Genomic DNA, 24,022 nt, shown 5'->3' on the forward strand with positions numbered 1-24,022 from the left:
GCCTCCGGGCGGTCCCGCGCACCCGCCGGTCCGCGGACCGCGTACGACACAAGGACTGATTGGACGACTGCATGCGCAGCATAAGGATCTCCACACCCGCCGCGGGCCTGCTGGCGGCGGCCGCGCTCCTCCTCGCCTTCGGCGGACCGGCGCCGCAGGCCTCCCTGGGGACCGGCACCGTCTCGGCGGCGTCGGACGAGGCGGACGCCGCCCGGACGGGCAGCCCGTACATCTCGACGCACCTCTACTTCGGCACCGGCCGGCACGACGGGCACCCGCCGATCACCGAGGAGGAGTTCAACAAGTTCATCGCCGACGTGGTCACGCCGCGTTTTCCCTCCGGGCTGACCCTCCAGGAGGGAAACGGCCAGTGGCGTGACAAGGAGGGCGACATCAACCGGGAGAGATCGTACGAGCTGACGGTCATGTACCCGGTGCGCGAGGCCCGCGCCCGGAACGCGGACATCGAGTACATCCGCCGCCTCTACTGCACCATGTGGGAGCTCGAATCGGTCGGCCGGGAAGACGTCCGCGCCCAGGTCGATTTCTGACGGAGCGGGCCCCGGTCCGGCGATTCCGGACCGGGGCCCCCTCCGCCGTCGCCGGGAACGTGCGGAGCGCCCCGCGCCGGGGGCTCGGATAGGGTGAATCGGTACGAATTAGGCCCCCTCGGGGTGAGGTCGGTGCATTGGACACTTACCAGTCGGCGAGCAAGGTGCCCGATCCGCCGGCAGCGGCGGTCGGGTACGCGGGCGTACTGCGCGAGCTGCTCCCGATCGCCCTGTGGCGGGAGGACGCGGACGGCCGCGTCGTGGAGTGGTCGCTGGCCGCCCAGGACCTGCTGGGCCACCGCCCCGAGGACATCCTGGGCCGCCCCGGCACCGCCGTGCTCGTCCCGGAGGCCAACCGCGAGCTCGCCGACGACCTGACCCGCCGGGTCCAGGCCGGCGAGACCGTCGTCGGGACCCTGCCCGTCCGCCACCGCGACGGACACCGGGTGGCCATGGAGATGTGGATCGTGCCCGCCGCCGACCCCCAGGGCCGTACCGGCGCCATGCTCATCGCCGTCGAGACCTCCGAGGTCCTGCTCATGCGGGACTCCCTCGCCGCCCTCCAGAGCCTCTTCACCCAGTCCCCGATCGGCCTCGCCACCCTCGGCCCCGACCTGCGCTTCCTGCGCGTCAACGACGCCCTCGCCCGGATGAACGGCGTCTCCGCCGCCGAGCACCTCGGCAGACGCCTCACCGAGGTCGTCCCCGGAGTCAACGCCGCCGCCCTGGAGGCCACGATGCGGCAGGTGCTCGAAGAGGGCACCGCCGTCGTCGACGTCCGCCGCACCGGCCGCACCCCCGCCGACCCCGACCACGACCGCACCTGGTCCTGCTCCTACGCCCCGCTGCTCGACGGCGGCGGCCGCCGCCTCGGCCTGATCGCCTCCCTCATCGACATCACCGAGGGCCAGCGGGCCCTGCTGGAGGCCGAACGGGCCCGGTCCCGCTTCGCCCTGCTCGCCGAGGCCGGCACCCGCATCGGGACCACCCTCGACCTGCGCCAGACCGCCCAGGAGATCACCGGCCTGCTGGTCCCGCAGCTCGCCGACTCGGCCGACGTACAGCTCCTCGAAGCCGTCCTGGACCCCGACGAGAGCTCCGTCGCCGCCGCCTCCACCCACGGGGTGCTGCGCAGGCTCGCCGCCACCTTCCCCGACCCCACCGCCCCCACCGCCCGCCTCGCACCGGGCCAGACCTTCCAGATCCCCGCCGGAACCGTCTACGAGCGCGTCATCGCCGAGGGCGTGCCCATGAACCTGTACGTCTCCGACATCCCCGCGCTGATCACCGACCCCCGCGCGGACGCCCTGCGCGACTACCTGGCCACCCTCGGATCGGCCCGCATGGTGCCCCTGGTCGCCCGCGGCAAGGTCCTCGGGGCCGTCGCCGTGACCCGGCTGCGCTCCCGCGAGCCCTTCGACGAGCAGGACTGCGTACTCATCGACGAACTCGTCGCCCGGGCCGCCCTCAACATCGACAACGCCCGCATGTACACCAGCCAGCGCCAGGCCGCCCTCACCCTCCAGCGCAGCCTCACCAACAGCGCCCTCCCCGAGGTCCCCGGCCTGGAACTCACCGGCCGCTACCTGCCCGCCAGCGAGCACGACGTCGGCGGCGACTGGTTCGACGTCATCCAGCTGCCCCGCGGCCGCACCGGCCTCGTCATCGGCGACGTCATGGGCCACGGCATCCACGCGGCCGCCGTCATGGGCCAGCTGCGCACGGCCGTGCGCACCCTCGCCCGCCACGACGTACCGCCCGCGCGGATGCTCCGCTCCCTCGACGAGGTCGTGGCCGACCTGGGCGAGGACGAGATGGCGACCTGCGTGTACGCCGTCCACGACCCCGCGGCCGGCGGCTGCGTCGTCGCCCGCGCCGGGCACCCGCCGCCCGCCGTGGCCACCCCCGACGGACGGGTCGCCTTCCTCCAGGGACCGCCCGGCACCCCGCTGGGCACCGGCGGGCGGGAGTTCCGCACCGAGGAGGTCCCGCTGCCGCCCGGAACCCTGCTCGCCCTGTACACCGACGGGCTGATCGAGTGCCGCCACCGGGACCTCGACGAGGGCATGGACCGCCTCGCCCGGACCCTGCGCCGGGCCGGCCGGCCGCTGGAGGAGCTGTGCGACGGCATCCTGGCCCGGCTGCTGCCCGACGCCCCGCAGGACGACGTGGCCGTACTGCTGGCCCGTACCGCCCGCACCCCGTGAGGAGGTGCCGGGCGGCCCTCACCAGGCCAGGTCCTCCAGGGCGTCCAGGTCCATCCCCAGCGGCACCGGGGGCTCGCCGGCCGACGACGACAGCTCCGCCCAGATGACCTTGCCGCGCTCCGTGTAGCGGGTGCCCCACCGCTCGGCGTACTGGGCCACCAGGAACAGGCCCCGGCCCCCTTCGTCCGTCGTGGCCGCGTACCGCAGGTGCGGGGAGGTGCTGCTGCCGTCGGCGACCTCGCAGATCAGCGCCCGGTCGCGCAGCAGCCGGACCCGGATCGGCTCGTTCCCGTACCGGATGGCGTTGGTGATCAGCTCGCTGAGGATCAGCTCGGCGGTGAAGGAGGCTTCCTCCAGTCCCCAGTCCAGCAGCTGCGCGGCGGCCTCGCGGCGCACCCGCGACACGGCCGCCGGATCGTCGGGCACGTCCCACTCCGCGATCCGGCCCGGCTCCAGCCGCCGGGTGTCGGCCACCAGCAGCGCGATGTCGTCGCTCGGCACCGGGAACAGCATCGCCGCCAGCACGTCCGCGCAGGCCTGCTCGGGGCTGCGGCCCGGCCGCGACAGGGTTTCGCTCAGCAGCGTGAGCCCGCTGTCGAAGTCCCGGTCGCGGTCCTCCAGCAGCCCGTCCGTGAACAGCACCAGCCGGCTCCCCTCGGGCAGCACCAGACGCGCCGTCTCGAAGGGCATCCCGCCCACCCCGAGCGGCAGCCCGGTGGGCAGCTCGGGGAACTCCACCCGCCCGTCCGGGTGCACCAGGGCGGGCCCGGGGTGCCCGGCGCTGGCCATCGTGCACTGCCCGGACACCGGGTCGTAGACGGCGTACAGGCAGGTGGCGCCGGTGATCCCGGTCGGCGGTTCCTCCGCCCCCTCGGCCAGGCGCGGGCCCCCGGCGCCGCCCTCGCCGAGCTCCCCGCCCTCCAGCTGGTCGATCCGGCCGGTCAGCTCGTCCAGGTGGCCCAGCAGCTCGTCCGGCGGCATGTCCAGGGTGGAGAAGTTGTGCACCGCGGTCCGCAGCCGGCCCATCGTCGCCGCCGCGTGCACCCCGTGCCCCACCACGTCGCCGACCACCAGCGCCACCCGCGTCCCCGGCAGCGGGATCACGTCGAACCAGTCACCGCCCACCCCCGCCGTCGCGGGCAGGTAGCGGAACGCCGTGTCCACCGCGCTCAGCTCCGGCAGCACCCGGGGCAGCAGGCTGCGCTGGAGGGCCACGGCGGTGGCGTGCTCGCGGGTGAAGCGGCGGGCGTTGTCGACGGACACCGCCGCCCGCTTCCCCAGCTCCTCCGCGAAGGACAGGTCCTCCTCGTCGAAGGCCTCCGGGGTGTCCGCCGCCCGCCAGAAGTTCGCCATGCCCAGGACCACCCCCCGGGCCTGGAGCGGTACGGAGATCAGCGAGTGCAACCCGTAGTCCAGGGCCTGCTTCGTCCCGGGCTCGTCCTGCGCCCGCCAGCCCATCGCCGCGTGCAGGTCGGCGGCCAGCACCGCGTGCCCGGCGGCCAGGGCCGCCGCCATCGGAGCCGTCGGCACCTCGAAGCGGATCACGTCCCCGACCGGCTGGAGCGGCTGGTCGGTGCGCGTCCCGCTCATCGCCGCCCGGCGCATCCGCGTGTGCGCCCCCGCCGCGGGCGAGGGCTCGTCCCCGCGCAGCACCGGCTCCAGCAGCTCGACGGTGACGAAGTCCGCGAAGCGCGGTACGGCCACCTCCGACAGCTCCTCCGCCGTCCGCACCACGTCCAGGGTGGTGCCGATCCGCACGCCCGCCTCGTAGAGCATCTGGAGCCGTTCCCGGGCCACCTCGGCGCGCCCGGACAGCGCCGCGAGCTCGGTGGTGTCGCGCAGGGTGGTGACACTGCCGGACGGCCGTCCGGCGAAGGGCTCGGTGGGCCGTACGTTGACCGCGAGGAGCCGGTCGCCCGCGAGGTGGACCTCGTCGGTGGCGACCCGCCCCGACAGCAGCAGCTCGGTGGTGCGCGGGTCCAGGCCGAGCTCGCCGACGTACCGCTGCTCGGCGTCGGGCGGCAGGTTCAGCAGCCGCCGCGCCTCGTCGTTGGCGAGCAGCAGCCGGTGGTCGGCCCCGACGATCAGCACGCCCTCGCGCACGGCGTGCAGCACCGCCTCGTGGTGCTCGTTCATCCGGGCCATCTCCACGGCGCCCAGGCCCCGGGTCTGGCGCCGCAGCCGGCGGCTGACCAGGGCGGCGCCGCCGGTGCCCAGCAGCAGGGCGCCAGCCGCCGCGCCGAGCAGCAGCGGCAGCTGGCCCTCCACGGCGTGGCCCACGTTCTCCACCTCGATGCCGGTGGCCACCAGCCCCACGACGGTGCCCCGCGCGTCCCGTACGGGGACCACGGCGCGGACGGCGTCGCTCGGGTCGCCCCTGAACACCTCCGTGAAGGCGTTCCCGGCCGCCGCGCGGGCGAGGTCCCCGGTGGCGCGCTGCCCGATCAGCTCGGGTCTGGAGTCGGTGTAGCGGATCCCGTCGGTGGTCATGACGGCGACGAAGTCCACCCCCGAGGCGCGGCGGGCGCCCTCGGCCAGCGGCTGCAGTTCGGCCGTCGGGTCGGCGGACTTCAGGGCCGCGGGCAGGCCGGGGGCATGGGCGAAGGCCTCGGCGGCGGCCAGCGAACGGTCCCGGGCGCCCCGCTCGCTGTCGTAGCGGGCCTGGAACACCAGGGCCAGCGCGGCCGCGGTGATCAGCACCAGCACGATGACGGCGGTGACGGAGAAGACCTGGCCGGCGATGCTGTTCCGGGCCAGCCACAGGCGCGCGGGCAGGCTCGCGGGCCGCCTCTCCCTGTGCCGACCCGAACGTCCGGTCATGAGCCATTTCTAACACTGTCGCCGCCCGCGGGAGCGCTGGCCGCGGCCGCCCGGTACGCGCGGGGGCTCTGGCCGAAGGAGGCGCCGAAGTGCTGGCGGAAGGTGACCTCGCTGGCGAACCCGGCGCGCCGGGCCACCTCCGGCACCGGATGGTCCGTGCGCTCCAGGAGCTTGCGGGCCTCGTCCAGACGGCGGCTCAGCAGCCATTTGTGCGGCGTGGTGCCGGTGGCCGCGGTGAAGTGCCGGGCGAAGGAGCGCGGGGACATGCCCGCCCAGCGGGCCAGGGTGGCCACGTCCAGCGGCTCGTGCAGCCGGCGCAGGGCCTGCTGCCGTACGGCGGCCAGCGCCTCGGCGGTACGGTCCGCCGCCGGGGTGGGCCGGTCCAGGTACTGGGCGTGGTCCCCGGTGCGGAAGGGGCCGGTCACCATCGAGCGGGCGACGGCGGCGGCGGCCTCCGCGCCGTGGGCCTCGCGGACCAGGTGCAGGCACAGGTCGATCCCGGAGGCCACCCCGGCCGAGGTCCACAGCCCGTCGTCCTCCACGAAGAGCGGGGCCTCCTCGACCAGCACCGCCGGGTAGCGGGCCGCCAGCTGCGGGGCCAGCCACCAGTGCGTCACCGCCCGGCGGCCGTCCAGCAGCCCGGCCTCGGCGAGGACGAACGCCCCGGCGCAGAGCGCGGCCACCGGCACCCCGCGGGCGTGCGCGGCGCGCAGGGCGGCGAGGACGGGCTCGGGCGTCGGGTCGGCGGGTTCGGCCAGTGCCGGTACGACGACCAGGTCGGCCCGGCCGAGCCAGTCGAGGCCCCGGTCGGGCATCAGGGTCAGCCCGCCCGGCAGGGCGATCGGCCCGTCGTCCAGGGCGCAGCGGCGCAGTTCGAAGGGAGGCACCCCGACGCGGCTGCGGTCGGGGCCCCAGACCTCGGTGATGACGGCGAGGTCGAAGCTGCGGATCCCGGGCTGGGCGACGATGGCGACGCGCTGCATGGAGCCACTGTGCCAGAGCCTTCGAGGGTGGTACTGCCAGTCTGGCAGGATCCCATCGGTTCGCGGCCCCGGGGCCCCTGGGGCGGGTGGGGCCGGGCGGACACGATGGAGCCATGACAGAGAACGCGATCGAGATCGCCGCCGACAGCGCCCTGCTCGTGATCGACGTCCAGAAGGGCTTCGACGACGCCTCCTTCTGGGGGAAGCGCAACAACCCGGACGCCGAGGGGAACATCGCCGCCCTCATGGACGCCTGGCAGGAGACCGGCCGCCCGGTGGTGCTGGTGCAGCACGCCTCGCGGCCCGGCTCCGTGCTGGCCCCGGACCAGCCCGGCCACGCCCTGAAGGACTTCGTCGAGGCCCGCCGCGGCCAGGAGGCGTTGCTGGTCACCAAGACCGTCAACTCGGCCTTCTACGGCACCCCGGACCTGGCCGGGTGGCTCACCGCGAGCGGCATCCGCCAGCTGGTGGTGGCCGGGATCCAGACCAACATGTGCGTCGAGACCACCGCCCGGATGGCGGGGAACCTCGGCTACGAGGTGCTGGTGCCGCTGGACGCCACCCACACCTTCGACCTCGCCGGCCCGGCCGGCCTGTCCCTGACCGCCGACGAACTGGCCGCCGCCACCGCGGTCAACCTCCAGGGCGGCCGCTTCGCCCGCGTGGTGACCACGGCCGAGCTGCTCGAAGCCGCTCCGGCGGCTCACACCCCGTAGGGGGTGTCCTGGAGGCGGACGCCCCCGGGCCGGCCCCGGGAAACGGCGAGGCCCGCTACCCCACGGGGTAACGGGCCCCGGGGCCGCGGGCGGCCCGGGTCAGAGGACCTCGGCGGCGATGTTCTCCGCGACGCGCTCCAGCAGCGGACCGGCGTTCGGGATGGACTTCGCCGGGTCCGGCTCCAGGTCCGTCAGCGGGTACGCCTTGCGGATGCCCGCCGCCTCCAGGGCCTCCTGCCCCAGCAGCAGCCGCCCGCACACCGCGACCACCGGCTTGCCCGCCGCCCGCGCCGCCGCCGCGACACCGGCCGGGGCCTTGCCGTGCAGGGTCTGCTCGTCGAGGGAGCCCTCACCCGTGATGACCAGCGTGGCCCGCTCCAGCGCCGGGGCGAAGCCCAGCACCTCCAGCATCAGCTCGATGCCGGGCCGGAACGTCGCGCCGAGCAGCAGCGCCCCGTAGCCGATGCCGCCCGCGCCGCCGGCACCCGGCAGCACCGCGCACTCGGCCGCCTTCGCGCCGATCGACTTCTCCAGCACCACCGCGAAGTGCGCGAGGGCCGCGTCGAGCGCCGCCACGTCCTGCGGCGAGGCGCCCTTCTGCGGGCCGTACACCGCCGCGCAGCCCTTGGGGCCGGTCAGCGGGTTGTCCACGTCGCTGGCGAGGACGAATTCCACCTCCGCGAAGCGGGGGTCGACCCCGGACAGGTCGGCCGACGCCAGGGACGCCAGGGCGCCACCGCCCGGACCGACCGGTTCGCCGTTCGCGTCCAGGAACACCGCGCCCAGCGCGGCCAGCATGCCCGCGCCGCCGTCGGTGGTGGCGCTGCCGCCCACGCCGAAGACGATCGAGCGCGCGCCCGCGTCCAGCGCGGCCTTCAGCACCTCGCCGGAGCCGTACGTGGTCGCCGTCAGCGGGGCGAAGGTGCCCGCCGGCAGCAGCTGGAGCCCGGAGGCCTCCGCCATCTCGACCACGGCGGTGCCGTCGCGCAGGGCGAAAGCGGCCGTGACCTGGTCGCCGAGGGGTCCGGTGACCCGTACCTCCCGGCGTTCGAAACCGGCCGCCACGGCGGCCGCGACCGTGCCGTCGCCGCCGTCCGCGACGGGGAGGGTCTCGATCTCCACGCCCGGTACGGCCTTGCGAAGGCCGGCCGTCACCCGCTCGGCGACCTGAACGGCCGTGAGCGAGCCCTTGAATTTGTCCGCGGCGATGAGCACGCGCGCGGCCTCAGTTACTGCTCCGTCCGTCACCTTTGCTATCCCTTGCTATCGAACAGTGCAGTCGCGCCACCATGAGCTTATCCGGAGGATCCTCCTATGCCCATGAGTGGCCTGGGCCACATGCGGCGCGCCATGCGCGTAAATAGGGATATATCCCCGCATAGTGTGGCCCCATGAGCGCGGAATCACTGGAACAAGCACGTCCGGATGCCCCGGGAACGGGGTCCGGGAGTCCGGCGGGCGACTCTCCCGACCTCGGGGTCGTCGCCGTCGGGGTGGTCGCCGTGCTCGCCGTCGTCTGCTGGGCCGCCCTCGGCAAGGACTCCTTCGACACCGCCTCCGCCGCCGCCCTGGCCTGGGTGCTGGACAACTTCGCCTGGCTCTTCGTGATCGCCGCCGACGTCTTCCTCGTCATGTGCGTCGTCCTCGCGATCAGCCGCTTCGGCCGGATCCGGCTCGGCGCCGACGACTCCGAGCCCGAATTCGGCAACCTCGCGTGGATCGCCATGATGTTCAGCGCCGGCATGGGCATCGGCCTGATGTTCTACGGGGTGGGGGAGCCGCTCACCCACTACCTCGACCCGCCCCCCGCCAGCGGCGCGGCCCCCGGCACCGGGGCCGCCGCCCGCGCCGCCCTGGACTACTCCTTCTTCCACTGGACCCTCACCCCCTGGGCGATCTACGGCATCGCCGGCCTCGCCCTGGCCTACGCGACCTTCCGCAAGGGCCGCGGCAACCGCCTCAGCTCCGCCTTCGTCCCGCTCATGGGCGAGGAACGGGCCAACGGCCGGCCCGGCAAGGCCATCGACCTCCTCGCCGTCTTCGCCACCGTCTTCGGCACCGCCACCAGCCTCGGCCTCGGCGCGCTCCAGGTCTCCAAGGGCCTGAACATCACCACCGGCATCGAGGACTCCACCGGCGTCGAGCTGGTCATCATCGCCTCGCTCTCCGCCGCCTTCGTGCTGTCCGCCTTCTCCGGACTGCACAAGGGCGTCAAATGGCTCAGCACCATCAACATCGTGCTCGCCGCCGCCCTGATGCTCTTCGTCTTCGTCCTCGGGCCGACCGTCTACGTCCTCGACGTCATCCCGGCCGGCGTCGGCAGCTACCTGCACGAACTGCTGCCCATGGCCTCCCGCACCGGCGCCTTCACCGACAGCGCCTGGCTCGGCGCGTGGACCATCTTCTACTGGGCCTGGTGGCTCTCCTGGGCCCCCTTCGTCGGCACCTTCATCGCCCGCATCTCCCGCGGCCGCACCATCCGCGAGTTCCTCGTCGGAGTCCTGCTCGTCCCCAGCGGAGCCACCGTCGTCTGGTTCTGCGTCATGGGCGGCACCGCGATCCGCCTCGACTCCACCGGCGCCGCCGACCTCGCCTCCAAGGTCAAGGAGGGCGCGGAGGCCTCCCTCTTCGCCATGCTCGACGCCCTCCCGCTCGGCACCCTCACCTCCTGGGTGGCCATGGCCCTGGTCATGACGTACTTCGTCACCAGCGCCGACTCGGCCTCCCTGGTCATGGGCTCCCTCACCAGCCGGGGCTCCCTGCACCCGCCCACGTGGCTCGTCGTCACCTGGGGCGTGCTGATGGCCGGGGTGGCCGCCGTACTGCTCGTCGCGGGCGGCCTGAAGTCCCTGCAGACCGCGACCATCCTGGTCGCCCTGCCCTTCGTGATCGTCATGCTGCTGCTGTGCTGGGCGCTGCTGAAGGAACTGCGCGAGGACCCCGGCGCGGGACCGGCCCGCCACCCCGCCCTCCACGGGCTGCGGGACGCCGTCAAGGCCATGGTCGGCGACGCCATCACCGAGCAGGGCCAGACCCGCCACCCCCGGCTGCGCCGCATCGCCGAATCCCGGGGGCGCGACCGCGAGGACGGCGGAGACACCTGAGGGTGATCCGGGCGGGCCCCGCCCGGCGTGGCGGCCCGTACCGCCGGTTAGGGTGGCCGCGTGACCACCACGGATGACTTCGCCACCTACATCGCGAGCCTGCCCCGGGTGCTGGCCGGCGCCGCCGCCCTCTTCCGCGACGAGCGGGGCCGGGTCCTGCTCGTCGAGCCCAACTACCGCGAGGGCTGGGCCCTGCCGGGCGGAACGGTCGAATCGGACAGCGGTGAGTCACCCCGTACGGCCGCCCGGCGCGAGAGCGCCGAGGAGATCGGCATCGACGTCCCGCTCGGCCGGCTCCTCGCCGTCGACTGGAGCGTCGGCGCCGGCCGCCCGCCGCTCGTCGCCTACCTCTACGACGGCGGCGTGCTCGACGCCGCACAGCTCGACTCCATCAGGCTCCAGGAGGAGGAACTGCTCTCCTGGAAGCTCGTCGAGCCCGCCGAACTCACCCACCACCTCCTCGGATCGCTCGGCCTGCGCACCCAAGAGGCGTACCGCGCCCTGGAGTCGGGCGAGGGCACCGTGGAACTGGAGAACGGCCGCCGGCCGGTCAACCCCTGAACGACCCCGCGTACTTGGACTCCTCCGACCAGGGCAGAATCAACAGATGATCACGATGTACGCCTGGCCGAGCACGGCCGACGGGCCCGACGCCCTCCCCATGGTCCACTTCACCACCGACGAGCAGTCGGGCGGCGAGGTCTCCGAGGAGGGGATGCCGATCTGGCTGTTCGACACCGCGATACGCGAGGGCGGCTGGTCCGCCTTCGAGGACTTCGAGGGCTGGTCCGCGCCCGCCGAGGGCTGGCAGGCCTTCTACCGCCGCGAGGACGACGTCCTCGCCGTCACCGGCCCCGGCGCCTGCGAGGGCTGGTACCAGGGCCGGCTCGGCGCCGACGAAGAGTGGATCAAGGCGGCCGCCACCCAGAGCAGCGTGGTCCTGCTCGCCGCCCCCGTCCAGCACCCGTCCCTCTACGCCTACGCCGTCGAAGCCGGCGCCGGCTTCGCCCTGCTCGCCCCGCTCGTGGTGATCTGACCCGGACCGGCCCGCCTCAGCGGGCCGCGCCGTTCTCGAACTCCAGCAGCCGCACCTTGCGCTCGATGCCGCCGCCGTACCCGGTCATCGAGCCGGAGGCGCCGATCACCCGGTGGCAGGGCACGATGATGCCGACCGGGTTCTTCCCGTTCGCCAGGCCGACCGCGCGCGAGGCGTTCGGCTTGCCCAGCTCCGCGGCGAGCTGCCCGTAGGACCACGTCTGCCCGTAGGGGATCCGGACGAGCTGCTCCCAGACGCTGCGCTGGAACGCGGTGCCCTCCAGCCGCACCGGCACGGTGAACTCGGTCAGCTCCCCGGCGAAGTACGCGGCCAGCTGCCGCCGCACCTCGGGGAAGGGCTCCTCGGAGTCCGCCACCCGCTCGCCGAAGGACTCCTCGGCCGGCCGGTGGCGCTGCCCGGTCATGTACAGACCGCTGAGGACCCCGTCGGTGGCGACCAGGGTGAGAGGCCCGTACGGGCTGTCGACGACGGTGTGGATCTTGGTGCTGGCGCTGCTCACGACGGTGCTCCTTGTGCTACGGGCAGATGGTTGATCGGGTGGTCGTCGGTGGCCCACAGGTACTGGACGGCGTACGCGCGCCAGGGCCGCCAGCCGCCCGCCCGGGCGGTCAGGGCGGCCGGCGTGGACGGCAGGCCCAGCGCCCGCGCGGCCTTGCGCACCCCCAGGTCGGACGGGAGGAACGCGTCGGGGTCGCCCAGCGCCCGCATCGCGATGACCTCGGTGGTCCACGGCCCGAAGCCGGGCAGCGCGGACAGCCGGGCGCGGGCCGCCCCCCAGTCGCTGTCGATGCCGAGCGGGAGCGAGCCGTCGGCCAGGGCCGCGACCAGGGTGGTGAGGGTCGTACGGCGGGTGCGCGGCATCGACAGCGACTCGGGGTCGATGCCGGCCAGCGCGGCGGGGGAGGGGAACAGGTGGGTCAGCCCACCGTGCGGGTCCTCCACCGGCTCCCCGTACGCGGCCACCAGCCGGGCCGCGTGGGTACGGGCGGCCGCGGTGGACACCTGCTGCCCGAGCACCGCCCGCACGGCGAACTCCGCCGCGTCGACGGTACGCGGGACCCGGCGCCCGGGAGCCTTGTCCACGAGCGGGGCCAGCAGCGGATCCGTGCGCAGCTGGCCGTCGACGGCCTCCGGGTCGGCGTCCAGGTCGAGCATCCAGCGGCAGCGGCTGATGGCGATGGTCAGGTCCCGCAGGTCGGTCAGCGCGAGCCGGCAGCCGATGTGGTCCGGGCCGGGCGTCAGCGCGACCACCCCGGAGCCGTACGGGAGCCGCAGCGTCCGCCGGTAGGCCCCGTCACGCCACTCCTCCACCCCCGGGACGGCGGTCGCGGCGAGGTGCCCGAAGAGGTTGTCGGGGTTGAGCGGGGCCCGGTACGGCAGCCGCAGGCTGATCGTCCCCGGGATCCGCGGCTCGTCCCGGCCGGCCCCCTTCCGGCCCGCCCGCAGCCGCAGCTCGCCGGGGGTCAGGGCGAAGACCTCCCGCACGGTCTCGTTGAAGTTCCGGATCGAGGAGAACCCGGCGGCGAAGGCCACGTCCCCCATCGGGAGCTCGGAGGTCTCGATGAGCAGCCGGGCGGTCTGGGCGCGCTGCGCCCGCGCCAGGGCCAGGGGGCCGGCACCGAGCTCGGCGTTGAGCTGCCGCTCGACCTGCCGGGTCGAGTACCCGAGCCGCAGCGCCAGCCCCGGCACCCCTTCGCGGTCGACGACGCCGTCCTGGATCAGCCGCATCGCGCGTGCGACGGCGTCGGCACGGGCGTTCCACTCGGGGGAGCCGGGGCTGGTGTCGGGCCGGCACCGCTTGCAGGCCCGGTACCCGGCCTGCTGGCAGGCGGCCGCGCTGGGCAGGAAGCTCATGTTCTCGACCTTGGGCGGAACGGCCGGGCAACTGGGCCGGCAGTAGATCCCGGTCGTCCGGACGGCCGTGAAGAACCACCCGTCGAACCGGGCGTCCTTCGACTGCACGGCCCTTACGCAGCGCTCGGTGTCGGTGTGCATGGCTCCAGCCTGCCGGTCGGCCCGGTGCGGGGCTGGCAGTTTTCCGACATCAAGCCTAGGGCCTGTCCGGTGGACAGGCCCTGGCGCCGCCGGGGACCGGGCCAGGCTCCCGCGGCCCCGCAGCCCCGCGGGCCTGCGGCACCGGCGGCGCACGGTGCGGCCCCCGGCCAGGGGACGTGGCCGGGGCCGTGGCAATATGGGCGACCGATTTCGGCCATCAATCCTGCCAGTGGCTTGAACCAGCCCTACGCCGACATCGGAACGAGCCGGAAGGACCCGCGCGTGAGACCCGAGGCCATCATCTGGACCGTCGTCTGGCTCCTGTTCCTGGGAGCCTCCCCCGTACTGCTGCGCCGGCACTGGCGCGGGGGCGGCATCGCGAGCCGGCCGGATCTGGACTGGGTGTCCTGGTCCCTGCCCTGGGGGATCTCCGCCGGCCCGGCGCTGCGGCGGGGCGTCAACCGGGCCTTGCCCGTCCTGCTCGGCGGCGTCTGGGTCCTCGCCCTCGGCATGGGCGTGCGCGGTGCGCTGCCGATGCTCGGGGTGGAGCTGGGGGACGCGGCGAAGGTCGGCATCCCGGCCACCACCCTGGGGCTGATGGCGTTCGGGACGGTGGTGCTCATACCGGCGGTCGTCCTGTTCAACCGACCCGGGCTGCTGGTGGCGCCCGGCCTCCGAGGGGAACCCGGGCTGCTGGCCGAGCGGCGCGCCGACCGGCGGCTGCGGGCCGAGGCGTCCACGGCGGCGGGCACGCGCGGCCGGCCGTCCCGCCGCGCACAGGGCGGCATGGCAGCGGCCATCGCCCTGCTGGGGCTGGCCGCCTTCGCGATCCTGAGCACCCTGTACGCGGCCGACTGGTGGCGCGCCGGCGCCCTGCACTGGCCGGGCGGCGGCCACGCCTTCGCCGCCTGCCTCGGCCTCGCGGTGCCCCTGCTCGCCGCCGGGGCGTACGCCGCCGGCGTCCGGGCAGCCGACGAGCCCGGGCTCCGCGCGGTCCCGTACTGGCTGCTGACCGGCGCGACGGCGGCCACGCTCGCCGTCACCCTCATGCTGGCCTTCCACACGATGCCCGGCCGGCGGGAGCGGGTCCGCGGCTGCCGCGACCGCTGCTGGCTCCTGTACTCCTACCCGCACGCCGTGGCATGGCAGGTCACCGGCTTCGTCCTGGGCCTGGCACTCACCGCCCTGCTCGTCTTCGCGCTGCTCCGCCTGCGCGCCCGTCTGCGCGCCCGCCGCCGCGCCCTCGCCCCGGCCTGACGGACTCGGCCCGGGCCGCCTGCCGGCCCATCCCGGCCAGGGCCCGCCCCGGCCCGGTGGCCCCGGCCCTGAGGCCGCACGACGAGAAGGGCCCCGGTCGTCTGATGACGTCCGGGGCCCTTCGTGGTGTTGCCGCGTGCTAGGGCAGCTGCGCCGCCCGCGCCTCCCGCCGGTTGTGGCGGAAGGTGTTCGCGCGACGGGTCGTCGCGAACAGCGGGATGGTCGCCGCCAGGGCGATCTGGAGCGCGCAGCCGGTCTGGAGGAGCAGCTGGCCGCCCGGGGCGTCGAACGCCCAGGCCGCCAGGAGACCCATGGCCCCGACGATCCAGCTCAGCATGGCCGCCGCGAGGACACCCCGCGGCTTGGGGTACTCGACCCGGCTCACCATCAGCCAGGCCACCCCGATGATCGCCAGCAGCGTCGGGACGAACGGCAGCTCCAGCAGCACGATGGAGACGACCGTCAGCGCGCCGAAGGGGCTCGGCATGCCCTGGAACATGCCGTCCTTCATCGTCACGCAGCTGAATCTCGCCAGCCGCAGCACGACCGCCAGCAGGACCACGATCGCCGCGAGCGCCGACATCTTCTGGTGCGCGTCGTCGGCGACCATGCCGTAGACCAGCACGAAGTACGCCGGCGCCAGCCCGAAGCTGATCAGGTCGGAGAGGTTGTCCAGCTCCGCGCCCATCGGCGAGCTGCGCAGCTTGCGGGCCACGATGCCGTCGAAGAGGTCGAAGACCGCCGCGAGCAGCATCAGTATCACCGCGGTCGCCGCGCTGTGCCGGGCCATGCCCGACTCGCCGCCACCGGTGAGGTGCGGGATGAGGATCCCGGTGGTGGTGAAGTACACCGCCATGAATCCGCACGTGGCGTTACCGAGGGTGAGGGTGTCCGCTATCGACAGCCGCAGCGAGAGCGGCATGTCGTCCTCGGCGGACTCCTCCTCGGCGGACTCGGGAACCCAGCCGGTGGCAGGAGTCTCGGGGTCAGTCACGGTCAATTCGGGTCACCCCCGCGGTGGTGGCCTGACCGACCTCGACCGCGACCTCGACGCCCTCCGGGAGGTAGATGTCGACGCGGGAGCCGAAGCGGATCAGACCGATGCGTTCGCCCTGCTCCACCTTGGTTCCGGCCGGCAGGTACGGGACGATGCGACGCGCGACGGCGCCGGCGATCTGCACCATCTCGATGTCGCCGAGCTCGGTGTCGAAGTGCCAGACAACGCGCTCGTTGTTCTCGCTCTCCTTGTTGAACGCCGGGACGAACCCGCCGGGGATGTGCTCCACGGACGTCACCGTGCCCGCCAGGGGCGCGCGGTTGACGTGGACGTTCAGCGGGCTCATGAAGATCGCGACGCGGGTGCGCCCGTCCTTCCACGGCATGATGCTCTGCACCACGCCGTCGGCGGGCGAGATGACGCGGCCCTGGGCGATCTCGCGCTCGGGGTCGCGGAAGAACCACAGCATGCCCGCCGCGAGAGCGGTGGCGGGCACGGCCGCCGCGGCCCAGCGTCCGGACTTGCGGGCCCGGGCGAGGCTGAGCGCCGCGGTGGCGACGGTCGGCAGAAGCCACGGCGATGCTCCGCGCGCGAGGCGTACGCCGGAGAGGCTGTCGCGGTGTGCAGAGGTTTGGCTGTGGGGCATGGATGACCTTCGTAGCGGGTGATTGCCGCGCCGCAAACGGGGGGACGGGACGGCGGCTTTACTGGAATGCTATCGGTTGCGCGCAACAACTGGGCAAGCCAGAAGCCGAGTCGATGGCCGCCGACCAGTGACTGCTGGTGACTCTTCTGCGGTGGATCATCGGATGATCCACCGCAAAAGGGACATTCAGCCCTGGAGTCGGTACTCCTCGAGCAGGCGTCGCCCGATGATCATTTTCTGGATCTCGGCGGTTCCCTCACCGATCAGAAGCATCGGCGCTTCACGGTAGAGGCGCTCGATCTCGTACTCCTTCGAGAACCCGTAGCCGCCGTGGATACGGAAGGCATCCTCGACGACCTCCTTGCAGTATTCGGAGGCGAGGTACTTCGCCATCCCGGCTTCGAGGTCGTTTCGTTCCCCGGAGTCCTTTTTGCGTGCCGCGTTCACCATCATGGCATGGGCGGCCTCGACCTTGGTAGCCATCTCGGCCAGCTTGAACTGGATGGCCTGGTGCTCGGCGATCGCCTTGCCGAAAGTGTGACGTTGCTGGGCATAGGAGACACCCAGTTCGAAAGCACGCTGCGCGACGCCGCAGCCACGCGCCGCCACGTTGACGCGGCCGACCTCGACGCCGTCCATCATTTGGTAAAACCCTCGGCCCGTCTGGCCTCCGAGGACCCGATTGGCCGGAATGCGCAGTCCGTCCATGATGAGCTCGGTCGTGTCGACGCCCTTGTAGCCCATCTTGTCGATCTTGCCCGGGATCGTCAGACCCGGACGGACCTCCCCGAAGCCCGGCTCCTTCTCCACGAGGAAGGTGGTCATCGACTTGTGGGGCGCGGTGCCCTCGGGGTGTCCTTCGTCACTCCGGACCAGAACGGCCACGAGGGTGGAGGAGCCGCCGTTCGTCAGCCACATCTTCTGGCCGTTCAGGACGTACTCGTCGCCGTCCTTCACCGCCTTGGACGTGATGGCCGACACGTCCGAGCCCAGCCCCGGCTCCGACATCGAGAAGGCGCCGCGCACCTCGCCCAGCGCCATGCGCGGGAGGAAGTGGTCCTTCTGCTCCTGCGTGCCGTGCTGCTTGAGCATGTACGCCACGATGAAGTGCGTGTTGATGATGCCCGAGACGGACATCCAGCCGCGGGCTATCTCCTCGACGCACAGCGCGTAGGTGAGCAGCGACTCACCCAGGCCGCCGTACTCCTCCGGGATCATCAGGCCGAAGAGGCCCAGCTCCTTGAGCCCGTCGACGATCTGCTGCGGGTACTCGTCGCGGTGCTCCAGCTCGGTCGCGACCGGGATGATCTCCTTGTCGACGAACTCCCGGACGGTCTTGAGGATCTCCTGCTGGACGTCCGTGAGCCCGGCGGTCTGGGCGAGTCGTGCCATGGCTACTTCCCCTGTTCCTTCAGCTGAGGCCGGCCGGGCTGCTCGCCGCCGCGCGCCGTGATGTACGTCTCGGTCGGGACCATCACCTTGCGCCGGAAGACGCAGACGAGGGTGCCGTCCTGCTTGTAACCCTTGGTCTCCACGTAGACGATGCCGCGGTCGTCCTTGGACTTGGACGGGGTCTTGTCCAGGACCGTGGTCTCGCCGTAGATCGTGTCGCCGTGGAAGGTCGGCGCCACGTGCCGCAGGGACTCGATCTCCAGGTTGGCGATGGCCTTCCCGGAGACGTCCGGCACGGACATGCCGAGCAGCAGCGAGTAGACGTAGTTGCCCACGACCACGTTCTTGCCGAAGTCGGTCGTGTTCTCGGCGTAGTTGCTGTCCATGTGCAGCGGGTGGTGGTTCATGGTCAGCAGGCAGAAGAGGTGGTCGTCGTACTCCGTGACCGTCTTCCCGGGCCAGTGCTTGTAGACCGCCCCGACCTCGAACTCCTCGTAAGTGCGTCCGAACTGCATGGCTCAGGCTCCCGGGATCTCGAACTTGGTGGTGCGCTGCATGCCGGCGGCCCGGCCCTTGCCGGCGATGACCAGGGCCATCTTGCGGCTGGCCTCGTCGATCATCTCGTCGCCGAGCATCGCGGAGCCCTTCTTGCCGCCCGCCTCGGAGGTGCACCAGTCGTAGGCGTCGAGGATCAGCTCGGCGTGGTCGTAGTCCTCCTGGGAGGGGGAGAAGACCTCGTTGGCCGCGTCGACCTGGCCGGGGTGCAGCACCCACTTGCCGTCGAAGCCGAGGGCGGCGGCGCGGCCGGCGACCTCGCGGTAGGCGTCCACGTCGCGGATCTGGAGGAAGGGGCCGTCGATCGCCTGGAGGTTGTGCGTACGGGCCGCCATCAGGATCCGCATCAGGATGTAGTGGTACGCGTCCGCCGGGTAGCCGGGCGGCTGCATGCCCACGACCAGGGACTTCATGTTGATCGAGGCCATGAAGTCGGCCGGGCCGAAGATGATGGTCTCCAGGCGCGGCGACGCGGCGGCGATCTCGTCGACGTTGACCAGGCCCTTGGCGTTCTCGATCTGCGCCTCGATGCCGATCTTGCCGACCTCGAAGCCCATCGTCTTCTCGATCTGGGTCAGCAGCAGGTCCAGCGCGACGACCTGCTGCGCGTCCTGGACCTTCGGCAGCATGATGCAGTCGAGGTTCTGGCCCGCGCCCTCCACGACGGTGATGACGTCGCGGTACGTCCAGTGGGTGGTCCAGTCGTTGACGCGGACCACGCGGGTCTTGCCGGTCCAGTCGCCGTTGTTCAGCGCGTCCACGATCGTGTGGCGGGCGCCTTCCTTGGCGAGCGGGGCGCAGGCGTCCTCCAGGTCCAGGAAGACCTGGTCGGCCGGCAGGCCCTGGGCCTTCTCCAGGAACCGCGGGTTCGAGCCCGGGACCGCGAGGCAGGAGCGGCGCGGACGCAGCCGGTTCACGGGGGAGAGGGGCGTGGTCATGCGGGGACCTCCGTGCTTTCAGCGATGTTGAGAGGGTGGAGCTTGTTGGCCTTGCGGATCTCGTCGACGATACGTCCGATGATCTCCGTGATGCCGAAGTCCTTCGGGGTGAACACTGCCGCCACCCCGGCGGCCTTCAGCGTGACGGCGTCGGCGTTCGGAATGATGCCCCCGACGATGACGGGGATGTCGCCCGCCCCCGCCGTGCGGAGCCGTTCCAGGACGTCCGGGACCAGCGCGCTGTGCGAACCGGACAGGATGGACAGTCCCACGCAGTGCACGTCCTCGGCCAGGGCCGCCGAGGAGATCTCCTCGGGAGTCAGCCGGATGCCCTGGTAGACCACCTCGAAGCCGGCGTCGCGGGCCCGTACGGCGATCTGCTCGGCACCGTTGGAGTGCCCGTCCAGGCCCGGCTTGCCGACCAGCAGGCGCAGCCGGCCGGAGCCCAGCTCGTCCGCCGTCCGGGAGACCTTCTCACGGACCAGGGCCAGCGGGGTGCCCTCCTCGGCGGTGACCGCGACCGGGGCCGAGGAGACCCCGGTCGGGGCGCGGAACTCGCCGAAGACCTCGCGCAGGGCGTTCGCCCACTCACCGGTGGTGACACCGGCGCGGGCGCACTCCAGGGTGGCCTCCATCAGGTTCTCGGTCCCGGCGGCGGCCTCCTTCAGCCGGTCCAGGGCCTGCCCGGCGGTCGGGAAGACGAACGGGTCGCCGTTCCCCTGCCGGTCCGAGGACTCCTGCCGCTCGGCCCGCCAGCGGGTGATCCGCTCGACGGTGAACGCCTCCACGGCCGGGTCGACGGTCATGATGGCGCCGTCGAGGTCGGCGGTGAGGGGGTTCTCCTCGGTCTGCTGGAAGCAGTTCACCCCGACGATCTTGTCGTCGCCCGCTTCGATCCGGGCGCGCCGCTCGGCGTGCGAGGAGACCAGCTGGGACTTCAGGTACCCGGACTCGACGGCGGCCATGGCGCCGCCCATCTCCTGGATCCGGTCGATCTCCGCCAGGCAGTCGGCGACCAGGGAGTCGACCTTGGCCTCGATGACGTGGGAGCCGGCGAAGATGTCCTCGTACTCCAGCAGGTCGCTCTCGTGGGCGAGGACCTGCTGGATGCGCAGCGACCACTGCTGGTCCCAGGGCCGGGGCAGGCCCAGCGCCTCGTTCCAGGCGGGCAGCTGCACCGCGCGGGCGCGGGCGTCCTTGGAGAGGGTGACCGCGAGCATCTCCAGCACGATCCGCTGGACGTTGTTCTCGGGCTGCGCCTCGGTCAGGCCGAGGGAGTTGACCTGGACGCCGTAGCGGAACCGGCGCTGCTTGGCGTTCTCGATGCCGTAGCGCTCCTTGGTGACCTTGTCCCAGATGCGGCCGAAGGCGCGCATCTTGCACATCTCCTCGATGAAGCGGACGCCCGCGTTCACGAAGAAGGAGATACGGGCGACCACCTCGCCGAAGCGCTCCTCGGGCACCTGGCCCGAGTCGCGCACCGAGTCCAGCACGGCGATGGCGGTGGACATCGCGTACGAGATCTCCTGGACCGGCGTGGCCCCGGCCTCCTGCAGGTGGTAGCTGCAGATGTTGATCGGGTTCCACTTCGGGATGTGGTTGACCGTGTAAGCGATCATGTCCGTCGTCAGGCGGAGCGAGGGCCCGGGCGGGAAGACGTGCGTCCCGCGCGAGAGGTACTCCTTGACGATGTCGTTCTGGGTGGTGCCCTGGAGCTGGGCGATGTCAGCGCCCTGCTCCTCGGCGGCCACCTGGTAGAGCGCCAGCAGCCACATGGCGGTGGCGTTGATCGTCATCGAGGTGTTCATCTGCTCCAGGGGTATGTCCTGGAACAGCCGCCGCATGTCGCCGAGGTGGGAGACCGGGACCCCGACCCGGCCGACCTCGCCGCGGGCGAGGATGTGGTCGGGGTCGTAGCCGGTCTGCGTCGGGAGGTCGAACGCGACCGACAGGCCGGTCTGGCCCTTGGCGAGGTTGCGGCGGTACAGCTCGTTGGACGCCTCGGCCGTGGAGTGGCCGGCGTACGTCCGCATGAGCCACGGACGGTCCTTCTGGCGCTCTGTCATCTCAGGCGATCCTTATGGCCTTTGAGTGGGCTCGGATTCAGACGTTGCGGAAGCGGTTGATCGCGTCGAGGTGCTCGGCGCGCATCTCGTGGTCGCGGACGCCGAGGCCCTCCTCGGGGGCGAGCGCGAGGACGCCGACCTTGCCCTGGTGGAGGTTGCGGTGGACGTCGTACGCCGCCTGGCCGGTCTCCTCCAGGGAGTAGACCTTCGAGAGGGTGGGGTGGATCTTGCCCTTGGCGATCAGGCGGTTGGCCTCCCACGCCTCGCGGTAGTTCGCGAAGTGCGAGCCGATGATCTTCTTGAGGGACATCCACAGGTAGCGGTTGTCGTACTCGTGCATGTAGCCCGAGGTCGAGGCGCAGGTGGTGATCGTGCCGCCCTTGCGGGTGACGTAGACGGAGGCGCCGAAGGTCTCGCGGCCCGGGTGCTCGAAGACGATGTCGATGTCCTCGCCGCCGGTCAGCTCGCGGATCTTCGAGCCGAAGCGCTTCCACTCGCGCGGGTCCTGGGTGCGCTCGTCCTTCCAGAACCTGTAGCCCTCGGCGTTGCGGTCGATGACGGCCGTGGCGCCCATCTTGCGGCAGATCTCCGCCTTCTCCGGGGAGGAGACGACACAGATCGGGTTGGCGCCGCCGGCCAGCGCGAACTGGGTGGCGTAGGAGCCGAGGCCGCCGCTGGCGCCCCAGATCAGGACGTTGTCGCCCTGCTTCATGCCGGCGCCGTTGCGGGAGACCAGCTGGCGGTAGGCGGTGGAGTTGACCAGGCCGGGGGAGGCGGCCTCCTCCCAGCTCAGGTGGCCGGGCTTCGGCATCAGCTGGTTGGACTTGACGAGCGCGATCTCCGCCAGGCCGCCGAAGTTGGTCTCGAAGCCCCAGATCCGCTGCTCGGGGTCGAGCATCGTGTCGTTGTGGCCGTCCGAGGACTCCAGCTCGACCGACAGGCAGTGCGCGACGACCTCGTCGCCCGGCTTCCAGGAGTTGACGCCGGGGCCGGTGCGCAGCACGACGCCCGCGAGGTCGGAGCCGATGACGTGGTACGGGAGGTCGTGGCGCTTGGTGAGCTCCGACAGGCGCCCGTAGCGCTCCAGGAAGTTGAAGGTGGAAACCGGCTCGAAGATCGAGGTCCACACCGAGTTGTAGTTGACCGAGGAGGCCATGACGGCCACCAGGGCCTCGCCCGGGCCGAGTTCCGGAACCGGGACCTGGTCCAGGTGCAGGGACTTGCGCGGGTCCTTCTCGCGGGTGGTGAGACCCGCGAACATCTCCGCCTCGTCCTTGTGCACGGTGATCGCGCGGTACGAGTCGGGGAGCGGCAGGGCGGCGAAGTCTGCGGCGGTGGCGGACTGCGACTGAATCGCGTCCAGGATGTCCTTCACGGTATTGCCTCCGGCGAGCGCTGATGAGGGTGCGCTGAGGGATACGCGGGTGCGCGGGTACGTGTGGTGTGGTGCTGCGAGGTGCCGTCGGTCCGGCTGAGCTGTGGTGCTGGCGCGCCTGTGGTGAGGGCGAGCGGGGGGCCTGGTGACGCAGGCATCCGGGGCGCGTTCCGTACCGAGTGGGTGTGGGCCGCGGGGACATCCGGACGGGACTCAACGTATGGCACCCCGTGTCACTCGGCAAGGCACTGGGTGCCAAAAATTTCTCTCACTTGCCGATTGACCTGCGCAGATGAGCGATGATCGATCAGAGTTACCCGCGAGTAGGGGCAACTCGGACAAAGGAAAGCGGCCGCCCCCGGAACGGGAGCGGCCGCTGTGACGGAGGTCGCCTTCTGCTGCTGGAGAGGGACCGCCTACTTGTTCTTGAGCGCCTCTTCGATGGTCCGCATGACCTCGTCGAGCGGAGCGTCCGTACGCGCCACCGCGACCAGGACCTCGCCCTCCGTGCGCACCGCCGCCTGTGGGGCCCCGGTGCTCGCGCCCGGCGTGCGGCCGGCGCCGATCCCCGACCCGAAGGTCTTGCGGACGATCGCGAAGGCGTGGTCCAGCTGCGCCTCCACGTCCCCCTGGCCCCCCGCCCGCAGCCAGCGCCGCAGCACGTGGTTGTGGGCGGTCACCACCGCGGAGGCGGCCACCTCGGCCAGCAGCGGGTCGTCGTTGCCGTCGTGGTGGTCGGTCTCGTCGAAGTGGGCGAGCAGATAACGGGTGAAGAGCCGCTCGTAGCGGGCCACCGAGGCGATCTCCCGCTCCCGCAGCGCCGGCACCTCGCGGGTCAGCCGGTAGCGCTCCACCGACACCGCCGGCGAGGCGGCGTACATCTTCATGACTTCCTTGATCCCCCGGCACACCGTGTCGAGCGGGTGCTCGTGCGCCGGAGCCACGTCCAGGACGGCCTCGGCGCGGATCAGGGTGTCGTCGTGGTCCGGGAAGATCGCCTCTTCCTTGGAGCGGAAGTGCCGGAAGAAGGTCCGGCGTGCCACCCCGGCGGTCGCGGCGATCTCGTCGACCGTCGTGGCCTCGTACCCCTTGGTCGCGAAGAGCTCCATCGCCGCGGTGGCGAGCTCGCGGCGCATCTTGAGCCGCTGGGCGGCGGCCCGGGTGCCGGCCGCGCTCTCCTGGGAGTCGGCGGCCGGCGTGGCGCGGGGTGAGGTCTTGGCGGGCTGGGACATAGAGCGAAAGTACTTCATTCGCGCAGGCGCGCGCGCCGGAGGGGGGTGAGAGGGGGGTGGATGCGGGGGAGGGCCCGCACTGGGCTCGGGAGGGTATGTCCGCCGTGAGGGTCCGGCGGACCCGAGCAGCC

The 24,022-nt window shown here is 72.3% G+C and carries 20 protein-coding genes; 7 read left to right on the forward strand and 13 right to left on the reverse strand.

Annotation, left to right across the window (positions count from 1 at the left end):
- The first annotated feature begins 71 nt into the window (after positions 1 to 71).
- Together ACZ518_RS24615 and ACZ518_RS24620 are read left to right on the forward strand one after the other, a co-directional pair.
- The gene (locus ACZ518_RS24615) at positions 72 to 551 is read left to right on the forward strand and encodes a DUF3574 domain-containing protein (RefSeq protein ID WP_469115159.1); all 480 of its coding nucleotides are present in this window, start codon (positions 72 to 74) and stop codon (positions 549 to 551) included.
- Positions 552 to 688: 137 nt separating this feature from the next.
- Complete coding sequence (locus ACZ518_RS24620; RefSeq protein WP_469115160.1) at positions 689 to 2,758, forward strand: SpoIIE family protein phosphatase; 2,070 nt, start codon at positions 689 to 691, stop codon at positions 2,756 to 2,758.
- 18 nt (positions 2,759 to 2,776) lie between these two features.
- On the opposite strand, the gene ACZ518_RS24625 is transcribed toward ACZ518_RS24620, so the two are convergent.
- Positions 2,777 to 5,578, reverse strand: a complete 2,802-nt coding sequence (locus ACZ518_RS24625; protein ID WP_469115161.1) for a SpoIIE family protein phosphatase — start codon at positions 5,576 to 5,578, stop codon at positions 2,777 to 2,779.
- Complete coding sequence (locus ACZ518_RS24630; protein ID WP_469115162.1) at positions 5,575 to 6,561, reverse strand: GlxA family transcriptional regulator; 987 nt, start codon at positions 6,559 to 6,561, stop codon at positions 5,575 to 5,577. Before ACZ518_RS24630 ends, ACZ518_RS24625 begins: the two co-directional genes overlap by 4 nt.
- A 113-nt stretch (positions 6,562 to 6,674) precedes the next feature.
- Between ACZ518_RS24630 and ACZ518_RS24635 the strand changes: the two genes are divergently transcribed.
- Complete coding sequence (locus tag ACZ518_RS24635) at positions 6,675 to 7,277, forward strand: cysteine hydrolase family protein (RefSeq protein WP_469115163.1); 603 nt, start codon at positions 6,675 to 6,677, stop codon at positions 7,275 to 7,277.
- Between the two features lie 99 nt (positions 7,278 to 7,376).
- On the opposite strand, the gene ACZ518_RS24640 is transcribed toward ACZ518_RS24635, so the two are convergent.
- Positions 7,377 to 8,525 carry a glycerate kinase gene (locus ACZ518_RS24640; RefSeq protein WP_469115164.1) on the reverse strand — a complete coding sequence of 383 codons (1,149 nt, stop codon included), beginning with the start codon at positions 8,523 to 8,525 and terminating at the stop codon, positions 7,377 to 7,379.
- Positions 8,526 to 8,668: 143 nt separating this feature from the next.
- Between ACZ518_RS24640 and ACZ518_RS24645 the strand changes: the two genes are divergently transcribed.
- The 3 genes from ACZ518_RS24645 to ACZ518_RS24655 are packed head-to-tail and all read left to right on the forward strand — an operon-like array spanning position 8,669 to position 11,417.
- The gene (locus ACZ518_RS24645; RefSeq protein ID WP_469115165.1) at positions 8,669 to 10,381 is read left to right on the forward strand and encodes a BCCT family transporter; all 1,713 of its coding nucleotides are present in this window, start codon (positions 8,669 to 8,671) and stop codon (positions 10,379 to 10,381) included.
- Positions 10,382 to 10,441: 60 nt separating this feature from the next.
- A complete protein-coding gene (locus ACZ518_RS24650) occupies positions 10,442 to 10,942 on the forward strand; it encodes an NUDIX domain-containing protein (RefSeq protein WP_469115166.1) in 501 nt (166 codons plus the stop codon).
- Between the two features lie 46 nt (positions 10,943 to 10,988).
- On the forward strand, positions 10,989 to 11,417 hold the full coding sequence (locus tag ACZ518_RS24655; RefSeq protein WP_469115167.1) for a hypothetical protein: 429 nt from the start codon (positions 10,989 to 10,991) through the stop codon (positions 11,415 to 11,417).
- 16 nt (positions 11,418 to 11,433) lie between these two features.
- Here ACZ518_RS24655 and ACZ518_RS24660 read toward each other — a convergent pair whose 3' ends face one another.
- The gene (locus ACZ518_RS24660; protein ID WP_469115168.1) at positions 11,434 to 11,937 is read right to left on the reverse strand and encodes a methylated-DNA--[protein]-cysteine S-methyltransferase; all 504 of its coding nucleotides are present in this window, start codon (positions 11,935 to 11,937) and stop codon (positions 11,434 to 11,436) included.
- Positions 11,934 to 13,433: an AlkA N-terminal domain-containing protein gene (locus tag ACZ518_RS24665; protein WP_469115169.1), complete on the reverse strand. Its 1,500-nt coding sequence runs from the start codon at positions 13,431 to 13,433 to the stop codon at positions 11,934 to 11,936. Before ACZ518_RS24665 ends, ACZ518_RS24660 begins: the two co-directional genes overlap by 4 nt.
- A gap of 282 nt (positions 13,434 to 13,715) precedes the next feature.
- Between ACZ518_RS24665 and ACZ518_RS24670 the strand changes: the two genes are divergently transcribed.
- Complete coding sequence (locus ACZ518_RS24670) at positions 13,716 to 14,690, forward strand: hypothetical protein (RefSeq protein ID WP_469115170.1); 975 nt, start codon at positions 13,716 to 13,718, stop codon at positions 14,688 to 14,690.
- A gap of 139 nt (positions 14,691 to 14,829) precedes the next feature.
- Here the strand turns inward: ACZ518_RS24670 and pssA are convergent, their stop codons facing one another.
- The 8 genes from pssA to ACZ518_RS24710 all read right to left on the reverse strand — a co-directional run bounded on the left by pssA (position 14,830) and on the right by ACZ518_RS24710 (position 23,891).
- Positions 14,830 to 15,690 (reverse strand): CDP-diacylglycerol--serine O-phosphatidyltransferase, encoded by an 861-nt coding sequence (gene pssA / locus ACZ518_RS24675; protein ID WP_469115171.1) that lies wholly within the window; start codon positions 15,688 to 15,690, stop codon positions 14,830 to 14,832.
- Positions 15,677 to 16,333 (reverse strand): phosphatidylserine decarboxylase, encoded by a 657-nt coding sequence (locus tag ACZ518_RS24680; RefSeq protein ID WP_007267473.1) that lies wholly within the window; start codon positions 16,331 to 16,333, stop codon positions 15,677 to 15,679. The genes pssA and ACZ518_RS24680 overlap by 14 nt, the downstream gene beginning before the upstream one ends.
- Positions 16,334 to 16,519: 186 nt before the next feature.
- Entirely contained in the window at positions 16,520 to 17,725 is a 1,206-nt protein-coding gene (locus tag ACZ518_RS24685) for an acyl-CoA dehydrogenase family protein (protein ID WP_362472370.1), read from the reverse strand.
- A 2-nt stretch (positions 17,726 to 17,727) separates the two neighbouring features.
- Positions 17,728 to 18,240: a MaoC family dehydratase gene (locus ACZ518_RS24690; RefSeq protein WP_388942681.1), complete on the reverse strand. Its 513-nt coding sequence runs from the start codon at positions 18,238 to 18,240 to the stop codon at positions 17,728 to 17,730.
- Positions 18,241 to 18,243: 3 nt separating this feature from the next.
- Complete coding sequence (locus tag ACZ518_RS24695) at positions 18,244 to 19,218, reverse strand: HpcH/HpaI aldolase/citrate lyase family protein (RefSeq protein ID WP_427710806.1); 975 nt, start codon at positions 19,216 to 19,218, stop codon at positions 18,244 to 18,246.
- Positions 19,215 to 21,284, reverse strand: coding sequence for a protein meaA (locus ACZ518_RS24700; RefSeq protein ID WP_469115172.1), 2,070 nt, complete (start codon positions 21,282 to 21,284; stop codon positions 19,215 to 19,217). The genes ACZ518_RS24695 and ACZ518_RS24700 overlap by 4 nt, the downstream gene beginning before the upstream one ends.
- 37 nt (positions 21,285 to 21,321) lie before the next feature.
- On the reverse strand, positions 21,322 to 22,659 hold the full coding sequence (gene ccrA, locus ACZ518_RS24705) for a crotonyl-CoA carboxylase/reductase (protein ID WP_469115173.1): 1,338 nt from the start codon (positions 22,657 to 22,659) through the stop codon (positions 21,322 to 21,324).
- Positions 22,660 to 23,075: 416 nt separating this feature from the next.
- Complete coding sequence (locus ACZ518_RS24710) at positions 23,076 to 23,891, reverse strand: TetR family transcriptional regulator (RefSeq protein WP_469115174.1); 816 nt, start codon at positions 23,889 to 23,891, stop codon at positions 23,076 to 23,078.
- Positions 23,892 to 24,022: the final 131 nt, after the last annotated feature.

The sequence above is a fragment of the Streptomyces sp. NPDC033966 genome, assembly GCF_055575955.1.

Bases quoted from the DNA above. Each gene is read 5' to 3' on its own strand.
- ACZ518_RS24615 (WP_469115159.1), top strand. From the start codon at position 72: ATGCGCAGCATAAGGATCTCCACACCCGCCGCGGGCCTGCTGGCGGCG.
- ACZ518_RS24625 (WP_469115161.1), bottom strand. From the start codon at position 5,578: ATGACCGGACGTTCGGGTCGGCACAGGGAGAGGCGGCCCGCGAGCCTG.
- ACZ518_RS24630 (WP_469115162.1), bottom strand. From the start codon at position 6,561: ATGCAGCGCGTCGCCATCGTCGCCCAGCCCGGGATCCGCAGCTTCGAC.
- ACZ518_RS24635 (WP_469115163.1), top strand. From the start codon at position 6,675: ATGACAGAGAACGCGATCGAGATCGCCGCCGACAGCGCCCTGCTCGTG.
- ACZ518_RS24645 (WP_469115165.1), top strand. From the start codon at position 8,669: ATGAGCGCGGAATCACTGGAACAAGCACGTCCGGATGCCCCGGGAACG.
- ACZ518_RS24655 (WP_469115167.1), top strand. From the start codon at position 10,989: ATGATCACGATGTACGCCTGGCCGAGCACGGCCGACGGGCCCGACGCC.
- ACZ518_RS24665 (WP_469115169.1), bottom strand. From the start codon at position 13,433: ATGCACACCGACACCGAGCGCTGCGTAAGGGCCGTGCAGTCGAAGGAC.
- ACZ518_RS24680 (WP_007267473.1), bottom strand. From the start codon at position 16,333: ATGCCCCACAGCCAAACCTCTGCACACCGCGACAGCCTCTCCGGCGTA.
- ACZ518_RS24685 (WP_362472370.1), bottom strand. From the start codon at position 17,725: ATGGCACGACTCGCCCAGACCGCCGGGCTCACGGACGTCCAGCAGGAG.
- ACZ518_RS24690 (WP_388942681.1), bottom strand. From the start codon at position 18,240: ATGCAGTTCGGACGCACTTACGAGGAGTTCGAGGTCGGGGCGGTCTAC.
- ACZ518_RS24695 (WP_427710806.1), bottom strand. From the start codon at position 19,218: ATGACCACGCCCCTCTCCCCCGTGAACCGGCTGCGTCCGCGCCGCTCC.
- ACZ518_RS24700 (WP_469115172.1), bottom strand. From the start codon at position 21,284: ATGACAGAGCGCCAGAAGGACCGTCCGTGGCTCATGCGGACGTACGCC.
- ACZ518_RS24710 (WP_469115174.1), bottom strand. From the start codon at position 23,891: ATGTCCCAGCCCGCCAAGACCTCACCCCGCGCCACGCCGGCCGCCGAC.